This is a genomic window from Pseudomonas rosaeacicularis (assembly GCF_057128745.1).
In genome coordinates this window covers 14,532-38,430 of sequence record NZ_JBSKHT010000009.1, presented here as the reverse complement: position 1 = coordinate 38,430, position 23,899 = coordinate 14,532, and the positions used below count along the sequence as shown (strand labels likewise).

Here is a 23,899-nt window from a genome sequence, read left to right as displayed (position 1 = left end):
GAGCAACTATGAGTGGCCCGGGCAAAGCCAATGATTTATTGGCGCAGATCCCCAGTTCTGGCAAAGGCTTACCGCCGGTGCATTTGTGGAATCCGGATTTTTGTGGCGATATCGACATGCGTATTGCCCGTGACGGAACTTGGTACTACCTGGGTACGCCGATTGGCCGCAAACCCATGGTGCGGCTGTTTTCGACCATCATCCGCCGCGACGGCGACACGTACTTTTTGATCACCCCGGTGGAGAAAGTCGGCATCACGGTCGATGACGCGCCCTTTGTGGCGGTGTTACTGGAAGTGCAGGGCGAGGGTGAATCGCAACTGCTGCGCTTCACCACCAATGTCGATGACGTCGTTGAAGCCGGCGCCGAGCACGCGCTACGCGTGAGCATCGACCCTGATACGCAAGAGCCCTCGCCTTATCTTCATGTGCGCGCCAATCTGGAAGCGCTGGTGCATCGCAACGTCTTCTATCAATTAGTGGAGCTGGCGGTCACGCGCGACATCGATGGCCAGCGCTGGCTCGGCGTCTGGAGTGGCGGCGAGTTTTTCAAAATCGGTCTGGAACCCTGAGGTGCGATCCTGAGGCAATCCAGACCAAGCCCCGCGATGTGCAAGCTCGTTGCGTCGACAGTTAAATTGCCTGGCGGGTACTCGGCGGTTAAAGTGCCGCTCCCCGATTTTCCTGAGGTTTTTGCATGAGTCAGTCCTTTGATATCGCCGTTGTCGGCGCCACCGGTACTGTCGGCGAAACCATCGTCCAGATTCTAGAAGAACTCGAGTTCCCGGTAGGAGCGCTGAATTTGCTCGCCAGCGCTGAATCTGCGGGCCACTCAGTGCCATTTCGCGGCAAGAACGTCCGCGTGCGTGAGGTCGACGAGTTCGATTTCGGCAAAGTACAACTGGTGTTTTTCGCTGCAGGTCCCGCCATCACCCGCAGCTACTCGGCCCGTGCTACGGCTGCTGGCTGCTCGGTGATCGATTTGTCAGCGGGCCTGTCGGTCGAGCAGGCGCCCAATATCATTCCCGAAATCAACGCCGCGTTGCTGGCAAGCCTGGCCAAGCCATACCAAGTCGCTTGCCCAAGCCCTAGCGCTGCGGCCCTTGCACTGGTCATCGCGCCGTTGCGGGCTTTGCTGGATGTGCAGCGAGTGAGCGTGACGGCGTGTCTGGCCGTGTCGAGTCAGGGGCGTGAAGGTGTGACCGAACTGGCGCGACAAACTACTGAGCTGCTGAACATCCGCCCGTTGGAGCCAAAGGTTTTTGACCGGCAGATGGCGTTCAATGTGCTTGCTCAAGTCGGCACGCCGGACGCAGATGGCCATGCTGCGCTGGAAAAACGTTTGGTCGCCGAGTTGCGCGAGTTGCTTGCGCTGCCTTTACTCAAGGTTTCGGCGACGTGCATTCAGGTGCCGGTGTTTTTCGGCGATAGCTTCAGCGTGTCATTGCAAACCGCAGGCCCGGTGGACGTTGCTGCGGTCAGCGCGCTACTCGACGCCGCAGACGGTATTGAGTTGGTCGATGCCGGAGATTACCCGACGGCGGTTGGGGATGCCGTGGGTCAGGACGCGGTCTATGTAGGACGTTTACGCCAAGGGATCGATGATGCGTCTGAACTTAATTTCTGGGTCACGTCTGATAACGTGCGCAAGGGCGCGGCGCTGAACGCTGTGCAGGTCGCGCAATTGTTGATAAAAGACGTTGTGTAAAAGATACTTGCCGACAATTCGAAGAATCATTCTAGCTGCGGCGTGATGACACGCCCTACGCCCTAGCAGGCTTTATCTTCTCGGTTGCCGGGGAATTTTTAAACAAGGGATGGGCTATGGTTCAGGTTCGTAAACTGGTATTAGCAATCGCTACGGCTTCGGCGCTGTCATCTGGCATGGCAAACGCGCTCGGGCTCGGTGGTCTGACCGTCAAGTCGACGCTCAATCAACCGCTGCTTGCCGAGATCGAGCTGACACAAGTGCAGGACCTGAACGCTGCGCAGGTAGTGCCCAGCCTCGCGACCTCAGCGGAATTCGCCCAGGCCGGCGTAGGACGCACAGCCATTCTCGATGACTTGACGTTCACCCCGGTGATCAACGCCAGCGGCAAAAGCGTGCTGCGCATCACCTCGACCAAACCGGTTCGTGACCCCTACGTAAAATTCCTCGTGCAGGTGCTATGGCCCAATGGCCGGGCGCTACGTGAATACAGCCTGTTGCTTGATCCGCCCAAATTCTCTCCGGAAGCCGCTGCGGCGGCTGCGCAACTTCCATCGACCGCGCCAGCAGCAGCCCCCGCGCAAGCACAGCCTGTTGCTCCGGCCCCAGCCCCTGCGCCGCCTGAGGCTGAACCTGCTGCCCCGACTGAACCGAAGCTGGTTCAATACACGACGCTGAACAACGACACGTTGTGGGAAATTGCCGAACGGGTACGCAACGGTGGCACCGTCCAACAGACCATGCTGGCGATCCAGGCGCTGAACCCGGATGCGTTCATCGCTGGCAACATCAACCGCCTCAAAAAGGGTCAGGTGCTGCGCTTGCCTAGCCCGGCAGAGTCAACCGCCATGCCGCAGCCCCGGGCGATTGCTGAGGTAGCCGAGCAGAATCAGGCATGGCGCCAAGGGCGTCGTCTGCCAAGCGGCACCCGTCAGGTCGACGCGACTCGCCGTGACCGCCCAAGCGCTGCGCCCACGCAGATCGACGCCGCCGATAACCTCAGCCTGGTTTCGGCCGATAACAAGGCCGGCGCCAAGGGCAAGGCCGGTGACACTGCAGCGCTGGCCAGCAAGCTGGCCACGACCCAGGAAAGCCTGGACACCACGCGCCGTGACAACGATGAACTGAAAAGCCGGATGGGCGACCTGCAAAGTCAGGTCGACAAGCTGCAACGCCTGATCCAACTGAAGAACGATCAACTGGCGAAAATGCAGGCAGCCGGCGCAGCGGTGCCGCCTCCCGCGATCGACCCCAACAGCACCGTCAGCCCCAACAGCGTGACCAATCCCAACAACGCCGCCAATCCTGCTGCGCCTGCCAATTCGGCAATGCCGGCAGCTATTGTTCCCGCTGCCCCGACGCCAGACGCGTCCGGCAAGCCACCCAACGAAATCGCCCCGGAAGATGCGCTGCCCGTCGATGGCGCGACCGTCACCGGTGCCACGCCTGATCAACCGCTGGCCGTAACACCTGCGGCTCCAGCGGAGGCGGCCGATTCCAATAACCCGTTCAACAAGCTGCTATCCAATCCAATGCTGTTGGGATTGGTGGGCGGCGGGGCGCTGCTGATTCTGTTGTTGCTCCTGCTGCTGTTGGCGCGTCGTCGCAACGCCATGGTTGAGGCCGAGAAGCATCGGCAAATGGCCCGCGCGCTCGCTGAAGAGAATGAATTCGGGTCCGACCTGGATTTGCCGGAAAACAGTTTCGAAGGTCTGGAGGTACCCCCCTCTGGCCCAAAGCCTTCGCCGGCGCCGACCGTAGCCACCGAGCCGGTCCGCGAACATCCGGCTGACCCGCTCGTCCAGGCTGAAATCCACCTCGCTTACGGCCGTATCAATCAGGCCGTCGAGTTGCTCGAAGAAGCCATCCACGAAGAACCACATCGCAGCGACCTGCGTCTGAAGCTGATGGAGCTTCACGCCGAACAGGATAATCAGGCCCAGTTTGTCGCCCATGAGCGCAAATTGATCGCCACGGGTCAGAATCACGCCGAAGTCGAAGAACTCAAAAGCCGTTATCCGTCCATGGCTACTGCTGCAGCCATTGCTGCGGCCGGCGCCGCTGCTGCTGTCCTTGCGTCGCAAAGGGACGAGCAGTACGTCCAGGACTTGCTGAACGACGAACCGCTTGAAGCCGAACCTGCCTCGGTAGTGCCGCAACCGGTTGCTCAGCCACCGGTTGAGGATCCTGACGATTTCGACACCGCATTCGACCTGAGCCTGGACGAGCTGGAAGCTGCGTCCCCGGCCCACGTCGAGGATCGCTCCGCCGAACTGCATCTCAACGACTTGGATCTTGACGAGCCGCTGGCAGTTTCTACGCCCCAAGAGCTGGATTTCGACGCCATCTTGCGCGAACAGACCGACGCGGCGGTTAGCAAGCCGGACGATCTGGATGACTTCGATCTGGATCTTGCGCAAGATCAGCCAGCTCTGAAGGCCGAGGACGACTATCTGCTGGGTCTGGAAGACGACCTGCGCGAATTGCCAGCGTTCGAAGCCGAGCAGCAACTGGGAGGCACCCCGCCTGCTTCTGTGGAAGACGAACTGGAGCTGCCAGCGGATTTTGACCTGTCTTTGGCAGACGAGATCGAAACCGACCAGGCCTCGGCTGCATTTGCTTCTGAGCTCGATGACGTCAACGCAGAGCTTGAGCGGCTGTCGCAAAGCCTGGAACAGCCGCCGATTGCCAAGCCGTTCGATGATGCGCCGACGTTCACCGAGGACGATGCGCTGGCGGCTGACGATGAGCCTGAATTCGACTTCCTTTCAGGTACCGATGAAGCAGCGACCAAGCTCGATCTGGCCCGGGCTTACATCGAAATGGGTGATGCCGACGGCGCCCGGGACATCCTCGACGAGGTCGTGGCCGAAGGTGACGACGGGCAGATAACCGAAGCGCGAGAAATGTTATCGCGGCTGGTCTGATCCTTCTCTGTGTCGTGTGAACGACCGCTTCGGCGGTCGTTTGCATTTGTGGGCCAAGCGCGTGGCGTCTTTTTTTTGTGGCCGTATAATGGCCGCCCCTTGCGCACACCGACAGGCTTTCAGTTCTTGGCAACCACAGACACCGAGGCACACACAGCAGTCGCCGAAATGGCGGCCGAAGGTTTTCATCGAATCGCGCTGGGCGTTGAATACAAAGGTTCGCGCTACAGCGGTTGGCAGCGACAGGCGTCCGGCGTGACGACTGTGCAGGAAACCCTCGAGAAGGCCTTGTCCAAAGTGGCCGACTCCCCGGTCAGCCTGATGTGCGCCGGTCGAACCGATGCTGGCGTTCACGCGTGCGGCCAGGTGGTGCATTTCGACACCAAGGCCGAGCGCACGATGAAAGCCTGGACCATGGGCGCCAACATCAACCTGCCGCACGACATCAGCGTGACCTGGGCCAAAATCATGCCCGCAGACTTCCACGCCCGGTTCAAAGCGATTGCCCGACGTTATCGATACGTAATCTACAACGATCAGATTCGCCCAGCGCATCTGAATCAGGAAATCACCTGGAATCACCGTCCGCTGGACGTCGAACGTATGGCGCTGGCAGCCGAATATCTGGTCGGCACCCATGATTTCAGTGCGTTTCGCGCCGGACAGTGTCAGGCCAAGTCACCTATCAAGCAGCTGCATCACCTGCGCGTCACCCGTCACGGCAAGATGATCGTGATCGACATCCGCGCCAATGCGTTTCTGCACCACATGGTGCGCAACATTGCCGGCGTGTTGATGACCATCGGGGCAGGGGAGCGGCCTGTGGAATGGGCCAGCGAGGTATTGGAAAGTCGGGTGCGTCGAACGGGCGGGGTAACGGCGCATCCTTTCGGCTTGTATCTGGTTCAGGTCGAGTACCGCGACCAATTTCCGTTGCCTGAGCGCTACATCGGGCCGCACTTTCTGACAGGCTTCGCTGAACTTGGCGGCTGACTCCCGGAAAAGCATTTGCTAACATCCGGCACTTTACGAAAAGACCTGAGGTTTCACGACATGTCAGCCGTTCGCAGCAAGATCTGCGGGATTACCTGCATAGAAGATGCGTTGGCAGCCGTTGAAGCCGGAGCCGACGCCATCGGCTTCGTGTTTTATCCAAAGAGTCCCCGTGCAGTCACGGCCCAGCAGGCCAAAGCCATCATCGCAGCGTTGCCGCCGTTCATTTCCACTGTCGGCCTGTTCGTCAACGCCAGTGCTTGCGAGCTGAACGAGACACTGGATGCGGTCCCGCTGGATTTGCTGCAATTTCACGGTGACGAAACGCCCGAGCAATGTGAGGGCTATCATCGTCCTTTCATCAAGGCGCTGCGGGTCAAGGCGGGCGATGACATCGCCGCCGCCTGCAAGCAGTATTCGAAAGCCAGCGGCATTCTTCTGGACACCTACGTCGAAGGCGTACCGGGCGGGACCGGCGAAACGTTCGATTGGGCACTGATTCCCAAAGGGCTGAGCAAACCCATTATTCTTGCCGGTGGTTTGACCTCGGCCAACGTTTCCCAAGCCATCGCGCAGGTGCAGCCCTACGCAGTGGATGTCAGCGGCGGCGTTGAAAAGAGTAAAGGCATCAAGGATCACGACAAGATTCGTGCGTTCATGAGTGCGGTCCACGGCGCTTGAAGCCAGGCCCGGCCCTAAGGTTGGTCGCGCGATGTGACGGTCCGCACACGGTTGCCGTCCACTAGCCTGCTGCCGCAGTTTGCGGGCAGGTCCGATTGAATGAGCGAAGACGTACTGCGTCTCGTGGCAATAAGGTTGAGGGTAGCGGTTAAGGGTGCAGGTGTGGCAGGTCAGGCTTCGAGCCGATCGCTGCAACGACCCGATGGCCGCTGCACATGAATTTAGCTTAAGGGCATGCGCGTGGCACATACCGCCACAGCGTTCGAGCCACCGGTATTGGAGAAAGAAAGCATGAGCAACTGGTTGGTAGACAAGCTGATCCCTTCGATCATGCGTTCCGAGGTCAAGAAGAGCTCGGTACCTGAAGGCCTTTGGCATAAATGCCCTTCGTGCGAAGCGGTGCTGTATCGACCAGAGCTGGAAAAGACCCTGGACGTATGCCCAAAGTGCAACCACCACATGCGCATCAATGCACGTTCGCGCCTGAACATCTTTCTGGACACTGAAGGTCGCGACGAAATCGGCGCTGATCTTGAGCCGGTCGACCGCCTGAAGTTTCGCGACAGCAAAAAGTACAAGGACCGCCTGACTGCCGCCCAGAAGCAGACCGGCGAAAAAGACGCGTTGATCTCCATGAGCGGCACATTGCTGGGCATGCCGGTCGTAGCCGTTGCCTTTGAGTTCTCCTTCATGGGCGGCTCAATGGGCGCCATCGTAGGTGAGCGCTTCGTTCAGGCCGCCAATTACGCGCTGGAAAAACGCTGCCCGATGATCTGCTTCGCCGCTTCCGGCGGTGCGCGGATGCAGGAAGCCCTGATCTCCCTGATGCAGATGGCCAAGACTTCGGCTGTGCTGGCGCGTTTGCGTGAAGAAGGTCTGCCGTTCATCTCAGTGCTGACTGACCCGGTCTATGGTGGTGTTTCCGCCAGTCTGGCGATGTTGGGCGATGTGATCGTTGCCGAGCCTAAAGCGCTCATCGGTTTTGCCGGTCCGCGAGTGATTGAGCAAACCGTGCGTGAAAAATTACCTGAAGGCTTCCAGCGCAGTGAGTTCCTGCTGGAGCACGGCGCGATCGACATGATCATCCATCGTCAGGAACTGCGTCAGCGTCTGGGCAATGTCCTTGCTCAGATGATGGGCCTGCCGACACCCAAGTTCATTGCGCCAAAAATCGAACCTATCGTCGTTCCGCCTGTTCCGGCCAACATATGACCCAACGCTCTCTGGCCGAATGGCTCGCGTACCTCGAGCAACTGCATCCTTCGGCCATTGACATGGGGCTGGACCGTTCACAGCAAGTGGCGCATAAGCTTGGGCTTACCCGGCCGGCGCCACGGGTGATCACGGTCACTGGCACCAACGGCAAAGGTTCGACCTGCGCTTTCGTGGCCCAACTGCTGCAAGCCCAAGGGCTGAAAGTTGGCGTGTACAGCTCGCCGCACCTGCTGCGCTACAACGAGCGAGTGCAAGTGCAGGGCGTTGAAGCCACCGATGCGCAGCTGTGCGACGCGTTCGCCGTGATTGAACAGGCGCGTGGCGACATTTCCCTGACCTACTTCGAAATGGGCACCCTCGCAGCGTTCTGGCTGTTCGAGCAGGCGGCGCTGGACGCTGTCGTCCTGGAAGTCGGGCTGGGTGGACGTCTGGATGCCGTGAACCTCATCGATGCTGATCTCGCATTGGTGACCAGCATTGGCGTCGATCACGCTGACTGGCTGGGTAACACGCGCGAATCGGTGGCCTTCGAGAAAGCCGGGATCTTCCGGGAAGGCCGACCCGCCTTGTGCGGCGATCTCGATCCGCCTGTGCCACTGCTTGAGCGTGCCCAGGCGTTGAACTGCCCGCTGTCGTTGCGAGGCCGTGATTTCGATCTAACCCTGGATGGCAATGGCTGGAACTGGTTCGGCACCGACAATAAGGGCCAGCGGGTTGAGTTGTTCAACCTGCCTTTGCTTGATCTGCCGATGCAGAACGCCGCCTTGGCGCTTCAGGCCTATCTGCTGCTGGACATGCCCTGGGAAGCAGAGTCAATCCGCACCGCCTTGCTCGCGACCCGCGTTACGGGCCGTCTGGATCGTCGATCGTTTCAGTGGCAGGGCAAGTCACTCACTGTCCTGCTGGATGTGGGTCACAACCCTCATGCTGCGTACTTTCTCGCCGAGCGCCTGTCGCAAAGACCTGTTGCCGGCAAACGTCTGGCGGTGTTCGGTCTGCTTAACGACAAGGATCTGGTCGGCGTGGTAACGGCGCTGGCCGACAGCCTGCACAGCTGGGCCGTGGCGCCCCTGCCGACGCCTCGCAGCCTGTCTGCCGAGGAGATTGCTCATGCCTTGCAGAACCTTGGCGCGCAAGTGACGTCCTACCCGAGTATCGCGCTGGCACTTGAGGCGCAATGCGCACACGCGACAGTCGACGACGAGATCGTGCTGTTCGGGTCTTTTTATTGCGTTGCCGATGGCCTTGAATGGCTGAGTCGACACGTCACGGAGGAAGCGGCAAATGGCTTTGCTGGATAAGGCTTACAAGCAGCGAATGGTCGGCGCGTTGGTGCTGGTCGCGGTGGCAGTGATTTTCCTGCCCATGCTGTTCTCGCGTCAGGACGAAGCACGTCATGTGCAAGTCGACGCGCCGGCAGCCCCTCAGGCGCCCGTTGCGCCTCAGGTCAAGGTTGATCCCGTGAGCGTGCCTGAGCAACAGCCTCTTGCTCAGGAACCAGTACCGACTGATGAAGAGTTGTCGCCAAGCAATCAGCCGCCGTCGATGCCGATTGCACCTGCGCCGAGCAAGGCGGCTCCCCAGCCAGCTGCGACGGCCAAGGCAACGCCTGCGCCTGCGGCCGCGAAGTCTGCTCCAGCACCGGCCCCAGCGCCAACAGCTCCCCCTGCACCTGCGGCAGACAGTAAAGTCGATGCCAATGGCCTGTCGGTCAGCTGGTCCGTTCAGTTGGCAAGCCTGTCTAATCGGGCCAACGCCGACAACCTGCAGAAAACCCTGCGCACCCAAGGCTACAACGCCTATATCCGCACCGCAGATGGCGTGAACCGGGTGTTTGTCGGCCCGCTCATCGAGCGTGCCGAAGCCGATCGTCTACGTGATCAGCTCGACAAGCAGCAAAAGCTCAAGGGTATCGTCGTGCGCTTCCAGCCTGAGCGGCGGTAGGTCCGGCATTACGCCCGTGGGAGCGGACCTGTCCGCAAAGGGGCCGGTCCAGCCGACAGATATTTGGTGACGGGAATGCACCTTTCGCGGACAGGTCCGCTCCCACGCAATTGCTGGAGACGGCTATTCATTGATTAAGTTAATCAAACCCCACTGAAATCCCCGCTTACCGGCAGGGCGGCGCTCTGCTAAAATGCGCCGCCTTATCCGTCTGTAGGCGTGAACGTGCCATTTACTCCGGTTGACTGGGCGATCCTCGCGATTGTCGCCATCTCTGCCTTGATCAGTCTCAAGCGTGGCTTTGTAAAAGAAGCACTGTCCTTGCTGACCTGGATCATCGCCGGAGTGGTTGCCTGGATGTTCGGCGGGTCGCTGTCGCAGTATCTGGTCAATTACATCGAAACACCTTCGGCACGCGTGATTGCGGGCTGCACCATTCTTTTTGTCGCCACCCTGCTGGTCGGCGCCATGGTCAACTTTCTGATTGGAGAACTGATACGTGTCACCGGCTTATCCGGGACCGATCGTTTTCTGGGTATGGTCTTCGGCGCGGCGCGCGGAGGCCTGCTGGTTGTAGTGGCGGTCGGGCTGTTGAGCCTGGGGCCGGTGCAACAGGATCAATGGTGGCAGCAATCGAAGCTGTTACCGCAATTTGTCATGGTCGCTGACTGGTCGAAAAACCTGATTCTCGGGATGTCCAGCAAGTGGCTAGCCAGCGGAATCAGCGTACCTGTTGATATTCCGTTCAAGGATCACCTTCTGCCGCCTATAACGCCGCAGGAAGTGCTCGGTAAATCCAGTTCCACTAAGTAGGGGTTGTGTCGCATGTGTGGCATCGTCGGTATCGTCGGCAAGTCGAACGTCAATCAGGCGCTGTATGACGCGCTCACCGTCCTCCAGCACCGCGGCCAGGACGCTGCCGGTATCGTGACCAGCCACGACGGCCGCTTGTTCCTGCGCAAGGACAACGGTCTGGTTCGTGATGTGTTCCATCAGCGCCATATGCAGCGTCTGGTCGGGCACATGGGCATTGGTCACGTGCGTTACCCAACGGCGGGCAGCTCGACTTCGGCCGAAGCTCAACCGTTCTACGTCAACTCGCCTTATGGCATCACCCTGGCTCACAACGGTAACTTGACCAACGTCGAGCAGCTGGCCAAGGAGATTTACGAGTCTGACCTGCGCCACGTCAACACCAACTCCGATTCCGAGGTGTTGCTCAACGTCTTCGCTCACGAGCTGGCCGTCCGCGGCAAGCTGCAACCGACTGAGGAAGACATCTTCGCCGCCGTGACCGACGTGCATAACCGCTGCCGTGGCGGTTACGCCGTTGTTGCGATGATCACCGGATACGGCATCGTCGGCTTCCGTGACCCGGACGCCATTCGCCCAATCGTTTTCGGTCAGCGTCATACCGACGAAGGCGTCGAGTACATGATCGCCTCCGAAAGCGTCGCCCTCGACGTGCTCGGCTTCACTCTGATCCGTGACCTTGCGCCCGGCGAAGCGGTGTACATCACCGAAGACGGCAAGCTACACACCCGTCAGTGCGCCACTAATCCGAAATACGCACCGTGCATTTTCGAACACGTCTATCTGGCGCGTCCGGACTCGATCATCGACGGCATCTCGGTGTACAAGGCGCGTCTGCGTATGGGCGAGAAGCTCGGCGACAAGATCCTGCGCGAGCGCCCGGATCACGACATCGACGTGGTCATCCCGATTCCCGACACCAGCCGTACTGCCGCCCTTGAGCTGGCTAACCACTTGGGCGTCAAGTTCCGCGAAGGCTTCGTGAAGAACCGCTACATTGGCCGTACGTTCATCATGCCGGGTCAGGCTGCACGGAAAAAATCCGTACGCCAGAAGCTCAACGCCATCGAGCTTGAGTTCCGCGGCAAGAACGTAATGCTGGTGGACGACTCCATTGTACGCGGCACCACCTGCAAGCAGATCATTCAGATGGCCCGCGAAGCCGGCGCCAAGAACGTGTATTTCTGTTCCGCGGCCCCGGCCGTGCGTTTCCCTAACGTCTACGGCATCGACATGCCGAGTGCTCACGAGCTGATCGCTCACAACCGTTCAACCCAGGACGTGGCCGACCTCATCGGCGCCGACTGGTTGATCTATCAGGACTTGAATGACCTGATCGAAGCGGTCAGCGGCAGCAAGAAGATCAAGATCGACAACTTCGATTGCTCGGTCTTCGACGGCAAGTACGTGACCGGTGATATCGACGAGCACTATCTGAACAAGATCGAGCAGGCGCGTAACGACGCCTCCAAGGTCAAGACTCAGGCCGTGAGCGCGATTATCGATCTGTACAACAACTAATTCAGACAAGGAGTAGACCGCATGACTCAGGAATGGGATGCCGGTCGACTGGACAGCGATCTTGAAGGCGTGGGTTTCGATACCCTCGCTGTTCGCGCTGGTCAGCACCGTACGCCGGAAGGCGAGCACAGCGATCCGTTGTTCTTCACTTCCAGCTACGTGTTCCGCACGGCGGCAGATGCCGCCGCCACGTTTGCCGGCGACAAGCCAGGCAACGTCTATTCGCGCTACACCAACCCGACCGTGCATTCGTTCGAAGAACGCATTGCTGCTCTGGAAGGCGGCGAACAGGCGGTTGGAACATCGACCGGCATGTCGGCCATTCTCGCCACCGTCATGGCCTTGTGCAGTGCCGGCGATCACGTGCTGGTCTCCAAGAGCGTGTTCGGTTCGACCATTAGCTTGTTCGAGAAGTACTTCAAGCGCTTCGGCGTGGAAGTCGATTACGTACCGCTGGCTGAGCTGTCGGGCTGGGACGCGGCGATCAAGCCGAACACTAAAATGCTGTTCGTCGAGTCGCCATCCAATCCATTGGCCGAACTGGTCGACATCGCCGCACTGGCTGAAATCGCACACGCCAAGGGCGCGTTGTTGGTCGTGGACAACTGCTTCTGCACCCCTGCGTTGCAGCGTCCTTTGCTGATGGGCGCAGACGTGGTGACACATTCCGCGACCAAGTTCATCGACGGCCAAGGCCGGGCGATGGGCGGGGTGGTAGTGGGGCGTGCCGAGTTGATGAAAGAAGTGGTCGGGTTCCTGCGCACCGCAGGGCCGAGCCTCAGCCCTTTCAACGCTTGGTTGTTCCTCAAGGGCCTCGAAACCCTGAACATCCGCATGCGTGCCCATTGCCAGAGCGCGCTGGAGCTGGCGCAGTGGCTCGAGCAGCAGGACGGCATTGAGAAAGTGCATTACGCAGGTCTCCAAAGCCATCCTCAGCACGAGCTGGCCAAGCGGCAGCAGAAGGCGTTCGGTGCAGTGGTCAGCTTTGAAGTCAAAGGCGGCAAAGACGGCGCCTGGCGTTTCATCGATGCCACGCGTCTGATTTCGATCACGGCCAACCTGGGCGACACCAAGACCACCATCACGCACCCGAGCACCACCTCCCATGGCCGTCTTTCGCCGCAGGAACGTGAAGCCGCTGGCATCCGCGACAGCCTGATTCGGGTTGCCGTGGGGCTGGAAGATGTCGCTGACCTCAAGGTCGATCTTTCCCGTGGTCTGGCTGCGCTCTGATTGCTGATCGTGGGTACTGAGTGTGAGTGAGTACGTGATGGACGCCGCCGCTGTTCACAACGGCCGGGTTGCACTGGTCACAGGGGCTGCGCGCGGCATCGGTCTTGGCATCGCGGCCTGGCTGATCACCGAAGGCTGGCAAGTGGTGCTGGCCGACGTTGACCGCAAGCGGGGGCCGCTGGTGGCTGACGTGCTTGGGGAGAACGCCTCTTTCGTGGTGATGGACGTCGCCAGCGAGGAGCAAGTCGCCGCCGGCGTTGCCCATGTGCTCGGTATGTTCGGGCGCATCGATGCGCTGGTGTGCAACGCGGCGGTGGCCGATCCGCACAATACCGTTCTGGAAAGCCTGGACCTTGCGCACTGGAATCACGTGCTGGCGGTGAACCTCAGCGGCCCCATGCTGCTGGCCAAACACTGTGCACCCTACCTGCGTGCCCATTGCGGCAGCATCGTCAATCTCAGTTCTACCCGCGCCCATCAGTCCGAGCCCGACACCGAGGCCTATGCCGCGAGCAAGGGCGGGGTGCTTGCCTTGACCCATGCGTTGGCGATCAGTCTGGGGCCTGAGGTAAGGGTCAACGCCGTGAGCCCCGGCTGGATCGATGCACGTGATCCAGCGGTGCGCCGTGCTGAGCCGCTGTCGGAAAGCGATCACGCCCAACATCCGGCGGGCAGGGTAGGGACCGTTGAAGATGTCGCCTCTTTGGTGGCCTGGTTGCTGTCACGTCATGCGGGGTTCGTCACAGGCCAGGAGTTCGTGGTGGACGGCGGTATGAGTCGCAAGATGGTCTACGCGTAGGGCAGAGCTGCAAGCTGTAAGTTTCAAGCTGCAAGTCAGATCAAAAGCGAGTCCGTGCGGCTCGCTTTTTTTGCATTTGGCTTGCAGCTTGAAACTTGCCGCTTGCAGCTGATGTGAAAAAAACTTCAAGCAGGCTATTGACTTAGCTTCGTCACCTGCGTAAATTTCGCGGCCTCAACGAAGCAAAGGGTGATTAGCTCAGCTGGGAGAGCAGCTGCCTTACAAGCAGCGGGTCGGCGGTTCGATCCCGTCATCACCCACCATCGTTGAGAGCTACAGGTTGAAACTTTCGGGTTTCAGCAGGACGAGAAAGTCCACCGATGCGCAGCGGTAGTTCAGTCGGTTAGAATACCGGCCTGTCACGCCGGGGGTCGCGGGTTCGAGTCCCGTCCGCTGCGCCATATTGTCAAGATCGGGTTTTCCCGGTCTTCGATTGAAAGCTTCAGGCTTTCGATCAGGGTTACACGAAACAGGCGCTCGAAGCCGGTTTCAACGATTCAAACGGATGCAAGTCCGAGCGATACGCAGCGGTAGTTCAGTCGGTTAGAATACCGGCCTGTCACGCCGGGGGTCGCGGGTTCGAGTCCCGTCCGCTGCGCCATACACCGTTTCAAGGCCTTGAACTCCTTGAAGCAACAAAGAAAGCGACCTTAGGGTCGCTTTTTTTGTGCCTGTCTTTCCCTTGCGCATGGGCGCTGCCTCAATGTTGGCGATGCCTTGCTGCAGATTTCATCGAGAAGTGACACTATTGCCGGCTTGTTATTAGCGGCTCGGCACGCTGCCTGATTTTCGTTTGTTGGAGAGCTGGACAATGGGCATGAACCAAACCATCACTGTGATTCCGCCAGGCATACCCTTGACCGGGCATGTGTCGCCTCCGGGATCGAAGTCGATCACCAACCGCGCCTTGCTGCTGGCCGCGTTGGCCAAGGGTACCAGCCATCTGCGCGGGGCGCTGAAAAGCGATGACACTCGCCACATGTCCGACGCTCTACGGCAGATGGGAGTGACCATTGATGAGCCGGACGACACCAGTTTCGTAGTGACCAGCACCGGCCAGTTACAAGTCCCGAACGGTCCGCTGTTTCTTGGCAATGCCGGCACTGCCGTACGCTTTCTGACGGCCGCGGTGTGCACCGTCAACGGCAGCGTGACGCTGGACGGCGATCACTACATGCAGAAGCGCCCGATTGGCCCCTTGCTCGAAGCGTTGCGCGAAGGCGGCCTTAATGCTCAAAGCGCCACCGGTTGTCCTCCCGTGGTCATTCAGGGCACTGGCTCGATCAAGGCCACACGGTTTGAAATCGATGGCGGCCTTTCCAGCCAATACGTATCTGCGCTGTTGATGGTGGCCGCCTGTGGCGATGCGCCTATCGAAGTAGCGCTGACCGGCAACGAAATCGGCGCCCGCGGTTACATCGACCTGACGTTGGCCTGCATGCGCGCCTTCGGTGCTGAGGTCGAGGCGGTTAACGATGGGCTGTGGCGCGTGTTGCCGACTGGCTACACCGCTTGTGATTACCAGATTGAACCCGATGCTTCAGCGGCTACCTATCTGTGGGCCGCCGAAGCGCTGACCAGCGGCAAGATCGATCTAGGGGTCGCCGCCCAAGCCTTCACCCAGCCCGACGCCAAGGCGATGGAAATCATCGCGCAGTTCCCGAACATGCCTGCGGTGATTAACGGTTCACAGATGCAGGACGCCATTCCTACACTGGCGGTACTGGCGGCCTTTAACCAAACGCCCGTGCGCTTTGTCGATCTGGCGAACTTGCGCGTAAAAGAGTGTGACCGTGTGCAGGCGCTGCATGACGGCCTTAATCAGGTACGCGAAGGCCTGGCGAGCGTCGAAGGCGATGATTTGCTGGTGGCCGCCGATCCCGGGCTTGCCGGCACAAACAGTCACGCGCTGATCGACACCCATTCTGACCATCGGATCGCCATGTGTTTTGCGCTGGCGGGCCTGAAAGTGTCCGGCGTGCGCATTCAGGACCCGGATTGTGTAGGCAAAACCTACCCGGGCTACTGGCGGGCTCTGGAGTTTCTCGGCGTGCGCCTGGAGCACGGCAGCGTTTGATCTGCCTGGCTTCTCTGGACAGAGCAGGCCAGCCCGGATGCTGACCCGCCCGTCCTGTTGTATCCGGATGGTTGCAAACTGTGCGTTGATCCTTCGCCATCGATGTTGCAGACTTACCGGCGCTTTCTCTGCTCGGCAGTTCTGCCGGCCGTTTTCCTCCAGGATGTTCGATGTCTAAATTACTGAGCTTTCGTACCGCATGCTGGGCGATTGCCCTGCTGGCCGTCGCAGGCTGCTCGTCCAAGAAGCAGACTGTCTACGAGCATGAAAATTTTGACGACGCCGGGACGTTCTCGCGCAAGTATCCAGTGGCGGATTCAGCCACGTGCGAAGCAGCGCGCCGCGCTTTGCTTAGCCAGGGCTACATCATCACCAGCAGTGATCCCAAAATCATCAGTGGTCACAAGAGCTTCCAGCAAACCGGCGAAACCCACATGGAGATCAGCTTCAATGTGGTGTGTGCGGCGGACAGTAATGCGAACAGCGCCACAATTTTCGCCAACGCCCTGCAAGACCGTTACGCCCTGAAGAAGGTGAACAATTCGGCGAGCCTGGGGGTGGGGGTGCTGGGTTCGGTGTCGATGCCGATCGGCTCTACCGACGATTCTATGGTCAAGGTGGGAAGCGAGACCGTGGCATCGCCAAAGTTTTATGACCGTTTCTTCGCGCTGGTAGAAAACTTCCTGCCGGCGGAAGTGAAGAAAACCGCGCACATCGAAGAGAAACCCAAGACCGATCTCGGCATGCCGGAAGTCCCGGCCCAAGCGCCGAAGCCAGCAGCGTTGACCGAGCAAACACCAGCAGCGGCGGCCCCATCCGCGCCTGCTGCTGCCACTCCAGCCGCTGCTACGCCTGCGGTCACCCCGGCGCCATTGGCAACCCCGGCGACCGAACCTGCACCCGCGGCCGGGCAGGGCAGCGAGCCGATGCCTGCGCCGAGCGAGCCCGATGCGTTCCAGCCTGAGGCCGCAACGCCGGAAACCACTCCGGCGGTTGAACCAGCGCCAAGCACAGCGCCCTCAACGGAAACGGCGCCTGTTCAGTAATCGCGGAACACTGATTCTTCTGTAGGAGCGAACTTGTTCGCGAGACGGCTAACCTGACAAGCCGCACCATCGTCTCGCCAACAAGTTGGCTCCTACAGGTCTCGTGCTAGCCGAGAAAGAGCTTGTACGCCGGGTTGTTCGTCTCATCCCAATACGGATAACCAATCTCCGCCAACGCCGCCGGCACCAGATGCCGCTCGTCCTCCGGCACCACCAGCCCGGCCACCACCCGACCGTCCGCCGCGCCGTGGTTGCGGTAATGGAACATCGAAATATTCCACTGCCCGCCCAGCTTGTTCAGGAAGTTGAACAGCGCTCCCGGCCGTTCCGGAAACTCGAAGCGGAACACCACTTCATCGCTGACCCGCTCCGAATGCCCGCCGACCATGTGCCGCAGATGCAGCTTGGCCAGCTCGTTGTCGGTCAGGTCCAGCACCGGAAACCCCTGCTCGGTGAGGCTCGCCACTAGCGCCTTGCGCGGATCGGTGTCGGGATGGGTCTGCACGCCGACGAAGATGTGCGCCTCGCGGTCGGTGTGGTAGCGATAGTTGAATTCGGTGATCTGGCGTTTGCCGATGGCCTGGCAGAACGCCTTGAAGCTGCCCGGCTTCTCGGGAATTGTCACGGCGATGATCGCTTCGCGGCCTTCGCCCAGTTCGGCGCGCTCCGCCACATGGCGCAGTCGGTCGAAGTTGACGTTGGCGCCGGAATCGATGGCGACAAACGTCTGCCCGGTCACGCCGTACTGCTCGGTGTACTTCTTGATCCCGGCCATGCCCAGCGCGCCTGCCGGTTCGGTGATCGAGCGGGTATCGTCGTAGATGTCCTTGATCGCCGCGCAGATCTCGTCAGTGCTGACAGTGATCACCTCATCGACGTAGTGTTGGCAGATATCGAAGGTGTGCTTGCCGATCTGCGCCACCGCCACGCCGTCAGCGAACAGCCCGACTTGTTGCAGGACCACGCGCTCGCCGTAGGCCATGGCCTGTTGCAGGCAGTTGGAATCGTCCGGCTCGACGCCGATGACTTTGATCTCCGGACGCAGGTATTTCACGTACGCCGCGATCCCTGCGATCAACCCACCGCCGCCCACCGGTACGAAAATCGCGTCCAGCCGCCCTGGATGCTGACGCAGGATTTCCATCGCCACCGTGCCTTGCCCGGCGATGGTGTCTGGATCGTCATAGGGATGAACGTAGACGTAGCCGTTTTCCTCAACCAGCTTCAGGGAATAGGCCAGCGCTTCGGGGAAAGAGTCGCCGTGCAGTACGACGATGCCGCCGCGAGAGCGCACGCCTTCAACCTTGATCTCCGGCGTGGTCTTGGGCATGACGATGGTGGCTTTCACGCCCAGTGTTTTTGCCGCCAGCGCCAGACCTTGGGCGTGATTGCCCGCTGAGGCCGTAACGACACCGCGGGCCAGTTCTTCCGCACTCAATTGCGCCAGCTTGTTATACGCGCCGCGAATCTTGAACGAGAACACCGGTTGCAGGTCTTCGCGCTTGAGCAGCACCTGATTGCCCAAACGCTCGGACAGCTGCCGTGCGCCGTGCAGCGGGGTTTCCACGGCGACGTCGTAGACGCGGGAGGTGAGGATTTTCTTCACGTAATGATTGAGCAGGTCGCTTTTGCTCAGGGCGTTATCCAGCATCTGGTTCATCGCGTGGGCCTCGTCAGCAGGTCCGGGATGATCAGGTTCAGGCAAAAGGCGGCGAGGGAAGGGCGAATGATGTGCATGTCTGGCTCCTGGTTCGAGATTTTTTGGCCCGGGAGACAGAAAGTAAAAACCCGCCTCGAGGGCGGGTTGGGTGCAAACGTCGGCTAACCCGCCATGACTGGAATGGCGGTAATAATTATGCGGCTGACGAAATGCTTGGTTACGTTCATGGTTTGAAGGTAATGCGCCGCAGTCGGTGGCGTCAAGTGCGGAGACTGTTTCTCTGTAGGAGCGAATTTATTCGCGAGCGCTCGACCCGCCAAACACCTATCTATCCCCTGCAACACCGCATCGCGAATAAATTCGCTCCTACAGGCCAACGCAGGGGACCTTCATTTTTCCGTCATCACGGCACTCTAGAGTGATGCTCGTGGTCTGTAATGACGGCGTTGAAACCGCCAGTGAATCTGTCGATAAAAACACAACCGAAATGAAGAAACCGCCACGAGGGCATGCGTTATGGACGACTATCAAGAAGAGATACTGGAATACAAAGCGTACGAACTGGATCCTGTGGAACCGGCTGACGACGCAACTGAGTTGTAGCAAACAGCGTCACCCGTGACGACGCTGGCTGCGGCGAAACTCCCCAGGGGTTTGACCGTTCCAGCGTTTGAAGGCGCGTTGAAAGGCTTCGGCGGACGCAAAACCTAGCAAGTATGCGATCTCGCCGAACGCCAGTTCGGTGTCGCGGATGTAGGTCATTGCCAGATCCCGGCGCGTGTCATTGAGAATCGCGCGAAAGCGCGTCCCTTCGTCGGCCAGTTTGCGGCGCAAGGTCCAGGTCGGCAGCTTCAACCGCGCGGCCACTTCTTCCAGATCGGGCTCACGCCCACCATTCAATAACGGCCCCAATAACCCGGTGATGCGTTCACGCAGACTGCGGGTGCGGGTGAGCTGTTCCAGTTCGCGCTCGCACAGCAGCAACAAATGACGCCAGGTGCTCGGGCAATGATCAGGGTTGCGCAAACCCAGGCTGTGCTGGCTCAAGCGCAGTTGATTGACCGCCGCAGCGAAATTCACCGGCTGCTCGCTCAACGATGCGTATTGCGACGAATAGACCGGCGCTTCAAACTCGATGTCGATCTTCTCTGCGCGTAACGCGATGCCCGCGAGAGTCGACAGTTGTTGCAGCCAACTGCTGAGAATCGAGTCCACCACAAACCGGTTGTAGCCGTTATAGGGGCTGATCGAGTAGAAGCGCAGCCATGCGCCGTCGGCATCTTCGTGGAAGCTCGACTGCCCGCGATAGTTGGACCCGTACAGCGCTTCGAATCGAATCAGCGTGCGCGCCGCCTCCCGCACTGTCGGCGCTTGAGCCGCCGTGACGCCCGCAAGCCCGGCCTGACTGATGCGGCTCAGTTGCCCCATGCGCAAGCCCAGCGCAGGTTCGCCAGTCAGCTGAATCGCCGAATGCCCCAGGCGCATGTAGCGCGGGATCGACAGCCTTGCGCTCGCTTCGCCCAGACGCGCCGCATCCAGTCCGTATTGCTCAAGCAGCGGCGCGGGGTCATGGCCAACGCTGTGCACCGCATCCGCCAGGCTATGGACGAAACCCACCGACAAATCACCGAGGCGCACCCGAGACTCGGTCATGGCCTCATAACCACAGATTGATCAACTGCGCGCCGTGGCCGGGCTTGACGCCTTTGGCGGCTGCGTTGGCGGACTGCTCGGCAATGTTATGTCCGCTGCGGTTGGCGAAACTGTGACCGGCGCTACCTTGATCCCAGAACTGGCCTCTCATGAACACGCTGATGCCAGCCTGTTTGGCATTGATCGGCGCCAGGGTCAGGGTGTGCCAGGCCTCGCCTTCGGTGAGTGGCGAAGGCTCGTTATCCGGATCGCCAGACAGGTTCTCTGTGCGCCAGGGCTGGGACCACGCGCCGTGTCCCACCACAAACGCCGGCACCGCGATCAGCTCGACACCCTGTTCGTTCAGGCGCGTGTAATTGCGCGGGTGCCAGCTGTCACTGCCGATCAAGGTGCCGAGGCGTCCGGCCGGGGTGTCGATTACGTTCAGGGGGGCATCTTTGCCGGAGCGGATGTAGCCCCGTTGAAACCACGTCGGAAACAGTTGGCGTTGCGGTTGGCCTATAGGCAGGCCGTCGTGACCAAAAACCACGCTGCTGTTGTAGAGCGCGCCGTTGCCGATGTGCAGTTGACCGTTCTCTACCGACGGCGCCGGCAGCAAGATCGAGCCTGCGACCAGGGTCACGCCGAACTCCTTGGCCAGACCGCCAAACACGGTCTGGTAATCGCGGGCCATGCTCGCAGCCTTCATCCGAAAGCGCGCGTCGTCCAGGCGGTTTTCGCCTTTGGCGTTAAGCAGCGCAGTGACAAATTCCACTGGGTTGCTGACCGCCAGCCAATTCAACGCCTCCTCAATGGTGGTCGATTGGTAGAACTGGGATTTTTCATCCACCGCGAATAGCCAGGTGCCAACATGTTCGGGCAGCACGACAACAGTTTTTTCGTTGATCAGGCCACGTTCACGCGCTTGTTGCAGATAGGCGGCGAACTTGCGGTGCAGGCGCGCAAGGCTCTGGTAATCAGACGGAAACAGCTCAGGCTCGATCCCCAGCAAATTGCCGCGATCGCCGGGTTCACCGTCGTTGATCACCAGTTGAATGCGCAGGTCGGTGAGGTAATGACCGGCGTGGCGCTTGCCGGTCCACAGGCCGTAGCTGACGAAAACGATCACCAGCAGCAACGCGGTGGATAAGCCAAGGAATTTGCGCATGCAGAAACGGACGCTGCCATTTGAATGAAGAGTACGGACAAGGGTAGGGCGCCGCCGAGGACTTGCCAAGCCTCGCTGCGCATTTGGATCAATAAGTTGTCACTTTCGGTCATTGAGCCTGGCCCGGACGCTGTTTACTGTTTGCGCCATGAACAGCGCACTACTGTGAGTAGTTAGGAATCGCTGAATAATTGACGAGTGCCTTTAGAGCGCTTGCAGCCCGTGATGATGCCTGATGGAGTTTCCAATGACCGCCGCCCACTACCCGCACCTGATGGCCCCGCTTGATCTTGGTTTCACGACCTTGCGCAATCGCGCGCTGATGGGCTCGATGCACACCGGCCTTGAAGAGAAACCCGGTGGTTTCGAGCGCATGGCGGTTTACTTCGCTGAGCGGGCGCGGGGTGGCGTGGGCCTGATGGTCACAGGCGGTATCGCGCCCAACGTCGAAGGCGGCGTGTATTCCGGCGCCGCCAAGCTCACAACGGCCGAAGAGGCGGACAACCATCGCATCGTCACCAAAGCGGTGCACGAAGCCGGCGGCAAAATCTGCATGCAGATCCTCCATGCCGGGCGTTACGCCTACAGCCCCAAACAGGTGGCACCCAGCGCGATTCAGGCGCCGATCAACCCGTTCAAACCCCGTGAGCTGGACGAAGAAGGCATCGAGAAACAGATTCAGGATTTCGTCGCCTGCTCGTTGCTGGCTCAGACCGCCGAATACGATGGCGTCGAGGTCATGGGTTCGGAAGGGTATTTCATCAATCAATTCCTTGCCGCCCACACCAACCACCGCACTGACCGTTGGGGCGGCAGCTACGAAAACCGTATGCGCCTGCCGGTTGAAATCGTGCGCCGGGTCCGTGAAGCGGTAGGCCCCAACTTCATCATCATTTATCGGCTGTCGATGCTCGACCTGATCGAAGGCGGCAGCACCTGGGAAGAAGCGGTGCAACTGGCTCAAACCATCGAAAAGGCTGGCGCGACGCTGATCAACACCGGCATCGGCTGGCACGAAGCGCGGATTCCAACCATCGCCACCAAGGTCCCGCGCGCCGCGTTTGCCAAAGTCACGGCGAAGATGCGCGGCTCGGTGTCCATTCCGCTGATCACCACCAACCGCATCAACACGCCGGAAGTTGCCGAGCAGATACTCAGTGAAGGCGACGCTGACATGGTGTCCATGGCGCGGCCTTTCCTGGCCGATCCTGAGTTCGTGAATAAGGCCGCTGCCGGGCGTGGCGATGAGATCAACACCTGCATCGGCTGCAACCAGGCGTGCCTGGATCACACCTTCGGCGGCAAGCTCACCAGTTGCCTGGTCAACCCGCGCGCTTGTCACGAAACCGAGCTCAACTATTTGCCGGTTCTGCAGGTGAAGAAGATCGCCGTGGTGGGCGCCGGGCCTGCTGGGCTGGCGGCCGCCACTGTTGCCGCCGAGCGTGGGCATCAGGTGACGTTGTTCGATTCGGCCAGCGAGATTGGCGGTCAGTTCAACATCGCCAAGCGCGTGCCGGGCAAGGAGGAGTTCTTCGAGACCCTGCGTTACTTCGGTCGCAAGCTGCAAACTACGGGTGTTGATCTGCGATTGAACACTCGCGTGTCGGTGGAGGATTTGAAGGCCGGGGGATACGACGAAATCATTCTGGCGACCGGCGTTGCGCCACGCACGCCGGCGATTCCGGGCATCGAAAATCCAAAGGTGTTGAGCTATCTGGACGTAATTCTGGAGCGCAAGCCGGTGGGTAAAAGCGTTGCAGTCATTGGCGCAGGCGGTATTGGCTTCGACGTTTCGGAATTTCTGGTGCATCAGGGCATATCCACCAGCCTGGACCGCGCGGCGTTCTGGGATGAGTGGGGCATTGATGAGGCGTTGGAAGCTCGCGGCGGCGTGGCGGGGATCAAGCCGCATCCTCATGCTCCAGCGCGTCAGGTGTTTCTGTTGCAGCGTAAGGCGTCGAAAGTCGGCGACGGGCTGGGCAAGACCACCGGCTGGATTCACCGCACGGGCCTCAAGAACAAGCAGGTGCAGATGCTCAACAGCGTCGAGTATCTGAAGATCGACGATGCCGGGTTGCACATCCGTATCGGCGACGGCGAGGAGAAACTGCTGGCGGTGGATAACGTGGTGATCTGCGCCGGACAGGACCCGTTGCGCGAGCTGTATGACGGCCTCAAAGACGCAGGGCAGAGCGTGCACCTGATCGGCGGCGCCGATGTGGCGGCAGAGCTGGACGCCAAGCGCGCGATCAACCAGGGCTCGCGGTTGGCGGCTGAGTTGTAAAAAACGGTACGCCGACCCTCTCAGGAACACCACCCGTGGGAGCGGACCTGTCCGCGAAGACTCTCTGTCAGATGACATAGATTTATTGGGCAAGCTGGCCTATTCGCGGACAGGTCCGCTCCCACTGGGTTTAGGTTGGCTGCGAAGGCGTCATTACGGGCTTGAAGAAGGCCAATGCTAAACTCCGGCCTTCTTCGT

General features: G+C 60.1%; 18 protein-coding genes and 3 tRNA genes. 18 read left to right on the top strand and 3 right to left on the bottom strand.

What is annotated here, in order from left to right:
* Nucleotides 1–8 precede the first annotated feature (8 nt).
* The 17 genes from ACWKWM_RS12980 to ACWKWM_RS12900 all read left to right on the top strand — a co-directional run bounded on the left by ACWKWM_RS12980 (nt 9) and on the right by ACWKWM_RS12900 (nt 16,957).
* Nucleotides 9–572: a DUF1285 domain-containing protein gene (locus ACWKWM_RS12980; RefSeq protein ID WP_483846525.1), complete on the top strand. Its 564-nt coding sequence runs from the start codon at nt 9–11 to the stop codon at nt 570–572.
* A 125-nt stretch (nt 573–697) separates the two neighbouring features.
* Nucleotides 698–1,708 (top strand): aspartate-semialdehyde dehydrogenase, encoded by a 1,011-nt coding sequence (locus ACWKWM_RS12975; RefSeq protein ID WP_483846524.1) that lies wholly within the window; start codon nt 698–700, stop codon nt 1,706–1,708.
* A 116-nt stretch (nt 1,709–1,824) separates the two neighbouring features.
* Nucleotides 1,825–4,635 carry a motility hub landmark protein FimV gene (locus ACWKWM_RS12970; RefSeq protein ID WP_483846523.1) on the top strand — a complete coding sequence of 937 codons (2,811 nt, stop codon included), beginning with the start codon at nt 1,825–1,827 and terminating at the stop codon, nt 4,633–4,635.
* A 168-nt stretch (nt 4,636–4,803) separates the two neighbouring features.
* Nucleotides 4,804–5,628, top strand: coding sequence for a tRNA pseudouridine(38-40) synthase TruA (gene truA / locus ACWKWM_RS12965; RefSeq protein ID WP_483846711.1), 825 nt, complete (start codon nt 4,804–4,806; stop codon nt 5,626–5,628).
* A 60-nt stretch (nt 5,629–5,688) separates the two neighbouring features.
* A complete protein-coding gene (locus ACWKWM_RS12960; protein WP_483846522.1) occupies nt 5,689–6,309 on the top strand; it encodes a phosphoribosylanthranilate isomerase in 621 nt (206 codons plus the stop codon).
* Between the two features lie 291 nt (nt 6,310–6,600).
* Entirely contained in the window at nt 6,601–7,521 is a 921-nt protein-coding gene (gene accD, locus ACWKWM_RS12955) for an acetyl-CoA carboxylase, carboxyltransferase subunit beta (protein WP_483846521.1), read from the top strand.
* Nucleotides 7,518–8,825 (top strand): bifunctional tetrahydrofolate synthase/dihydrofolate synthase, encoded by a 1,308-nt coding sequence (gene folC / locus ACWKWM_RS12950; RefSeq protein WP_483846520.1) that lies wholly within the window; start codon nt 7,518–7,520, stop codon nt 8,823–8,825. The genes accD and folC overlap by 4 nt, the downstream gene beginning before the upstream one ends.
* On the top strand, nt 8,809–9,468 hold the full coding sequence (locus ACWKWM_RS12945) for an SPOR domain-containing protein (RefSeq protein ID WP_483846519.1): 660 nt from the start codon (nt 8,809–8,811) through the stop codon (nt 9,466–9,468). The genes folC and ACWKWM_RS12945 overlap by 17 nt, the downstream gene beginning before the upstream one ends.
* Before the next feature lie 225 nt (nt 9,469–9,693).
* Nucleotides 9,694–10,281, top strand: a complete 588-nt coding sequence (locus ACWKWM_RS12940) for a CvpA family protein (protein WP_483834697.1) — start codon at nt 9,694–9,696, stop codon at nt 10,279–10,281.
* A gap of 12 nt (nt 10,282–10,293) precedes the next feature.
* Nucleotides 10,294–11,802: an amidophosphoribosyltransferase gene (purF, locus tag ACWKWM_RS12935; RefSeq protein ID WP_483834698.1), complete on the top strand. Its 1,509-nt coding sequence runs from the start codon at nt 10,294–10,296 to the stop codon at nt 11,800–11,802.
* Between the two features lie 21 nt (nt 11,803–11,823).
* A complete protein-coding gene (locus ACWKWM_RS12930; RefSeq protein ID WP_483846518.1) occupies nt 11,824–13,035 on the top strand; it encodes an O-succinylhomoserine sulfhydrylase in 1,212 nt (403 codons plus the stop codon).
* 37 nt (nt 13,036–13,072) lie between these two features.
* Nucleotides 13,073–13,834: an SDR family oxidoreductase gene (locus tag ACWKWM_RS12925; protein ID WP_483846710.1), complete on the top strand. Its 762-nt coding sequence runs from the start codon at nt 13,073–13,075 to the stop codon at nt 13,832–13,834.
* A 187-nt stretch (nt 13,835–14,021) separates the two neighbouring features.
* A tRNA-Val gene (locus tag ACWKWM_RS12920) sits at nt 14,022–14,097 on the top strand.
* 61 nt (nt 14,098–14,158) lie between these two features.
* A tRNA-Asp gene (locus ACWKWM_RS12915) sits at nt 14,159–14,235 on the top strand.
* A 123-nt stretch (nt 14,236–14,358) separates the two neighbouring features.
* Nucleotides 14,359–14,435, top strand: a tRNA-Asp gene (locus tag ACWKWM_RS12910).
* A 210-nt stretch (nt 14,436–14,645) separates the two neighbouring features.
* The gene (locus ACWKWM_RS12905) at nt 14,646–15,911 is read left to right on the top strand and encodes a 3-phosphoshikimate 1-carboxyvinyltransferase (RefSeq protein WP_483846517.1); all 1,266 of its coding nucleotides are present in this window, start codon (nt 14,646–14,648) and stop codon (nt 15,909–15,911) included.
* A 170-nt stretch (nt 15,912–16,081) separates the two neighbouring features.
* Nucleotides 16,082–16,957 carry a DUF2242 domain-containing protein gene (locus tag ACWKWM_RS12900; protein WP_483846516.1) on the top strand — a complete coding sequence of 292 codons (876 nt, stop codon included), beginning with the start codon at nt 16,082–16,084 and terminating at the stop codon, nt 16,955–16,957.
* Between the two features lie 106 nt (nt 16,958–17,063).
* On the opposite strand, the gene ilvA is transcribed toward ACWKWM_RS12900, so the two are convergent.
* From ilvA to ACWKWM_RS12885, 3 genes are all read right to left on the bottom strand, one after another.
* Complete coding sequence (gene ilvA, locus ACWKWM_RS12895) at nt 17,064–18,608, bottom strand: threonine ammonia-lyase, biosynthetic (protein ID WP_483846709.1); 1,545 nt, start codon at nt 18,606–18,608, stop codon at nt 17,064–17,066.
* Between the two features lie 621 nt (nt 18,609–19,229).
* Nucleotides 19,230–20,270 carry an AraC family transcriptional regulator gene (locus ACWKWM_RS12890; protein WP_483846515.1) on the bottom strand — a complete coding sequence of 347 codons (1,041 nt, stop codon included), beginning with the start codon at nt 20,268–20,270 and terminating at the stop codon, nt 19,230–19,232.
* A gap of 4 nt (nt 20,271–20,274) precedes the next feature.
* Nucleotides 20,275–21,417: a nitrilase-related carbon-nitrogen hydrolase gene (locus tag ACWKWM_RS12885; protein WP_483846514.1), complete on the bottom strand. Its 1,143-nt coding sequence runs from the start codon at nt 21,415–21,417 to the stop codon at nt 20,275–20,277.
* A 247-nt stretch (nt 21,418–21,664) separates the two neighbouring features.
* On the opposite strand from ACWKWM_RS12885, the gene ACWKWM_RS12880 reads away from it, so the two are divergent.
* On the top strand, nt 21,665–23,701 hold the full coding sequence (locus tag ACWKWM_RS12880; RefSeq protein WP_483846513.1) for an oxidoreductase: 2,037 nt from the start codon (nt 21,665–21,667) through the stop codon (nt 23,699–23,701).
* Nucleotides 23,702–23,899 lie beyond the last annotated feature (198 nt).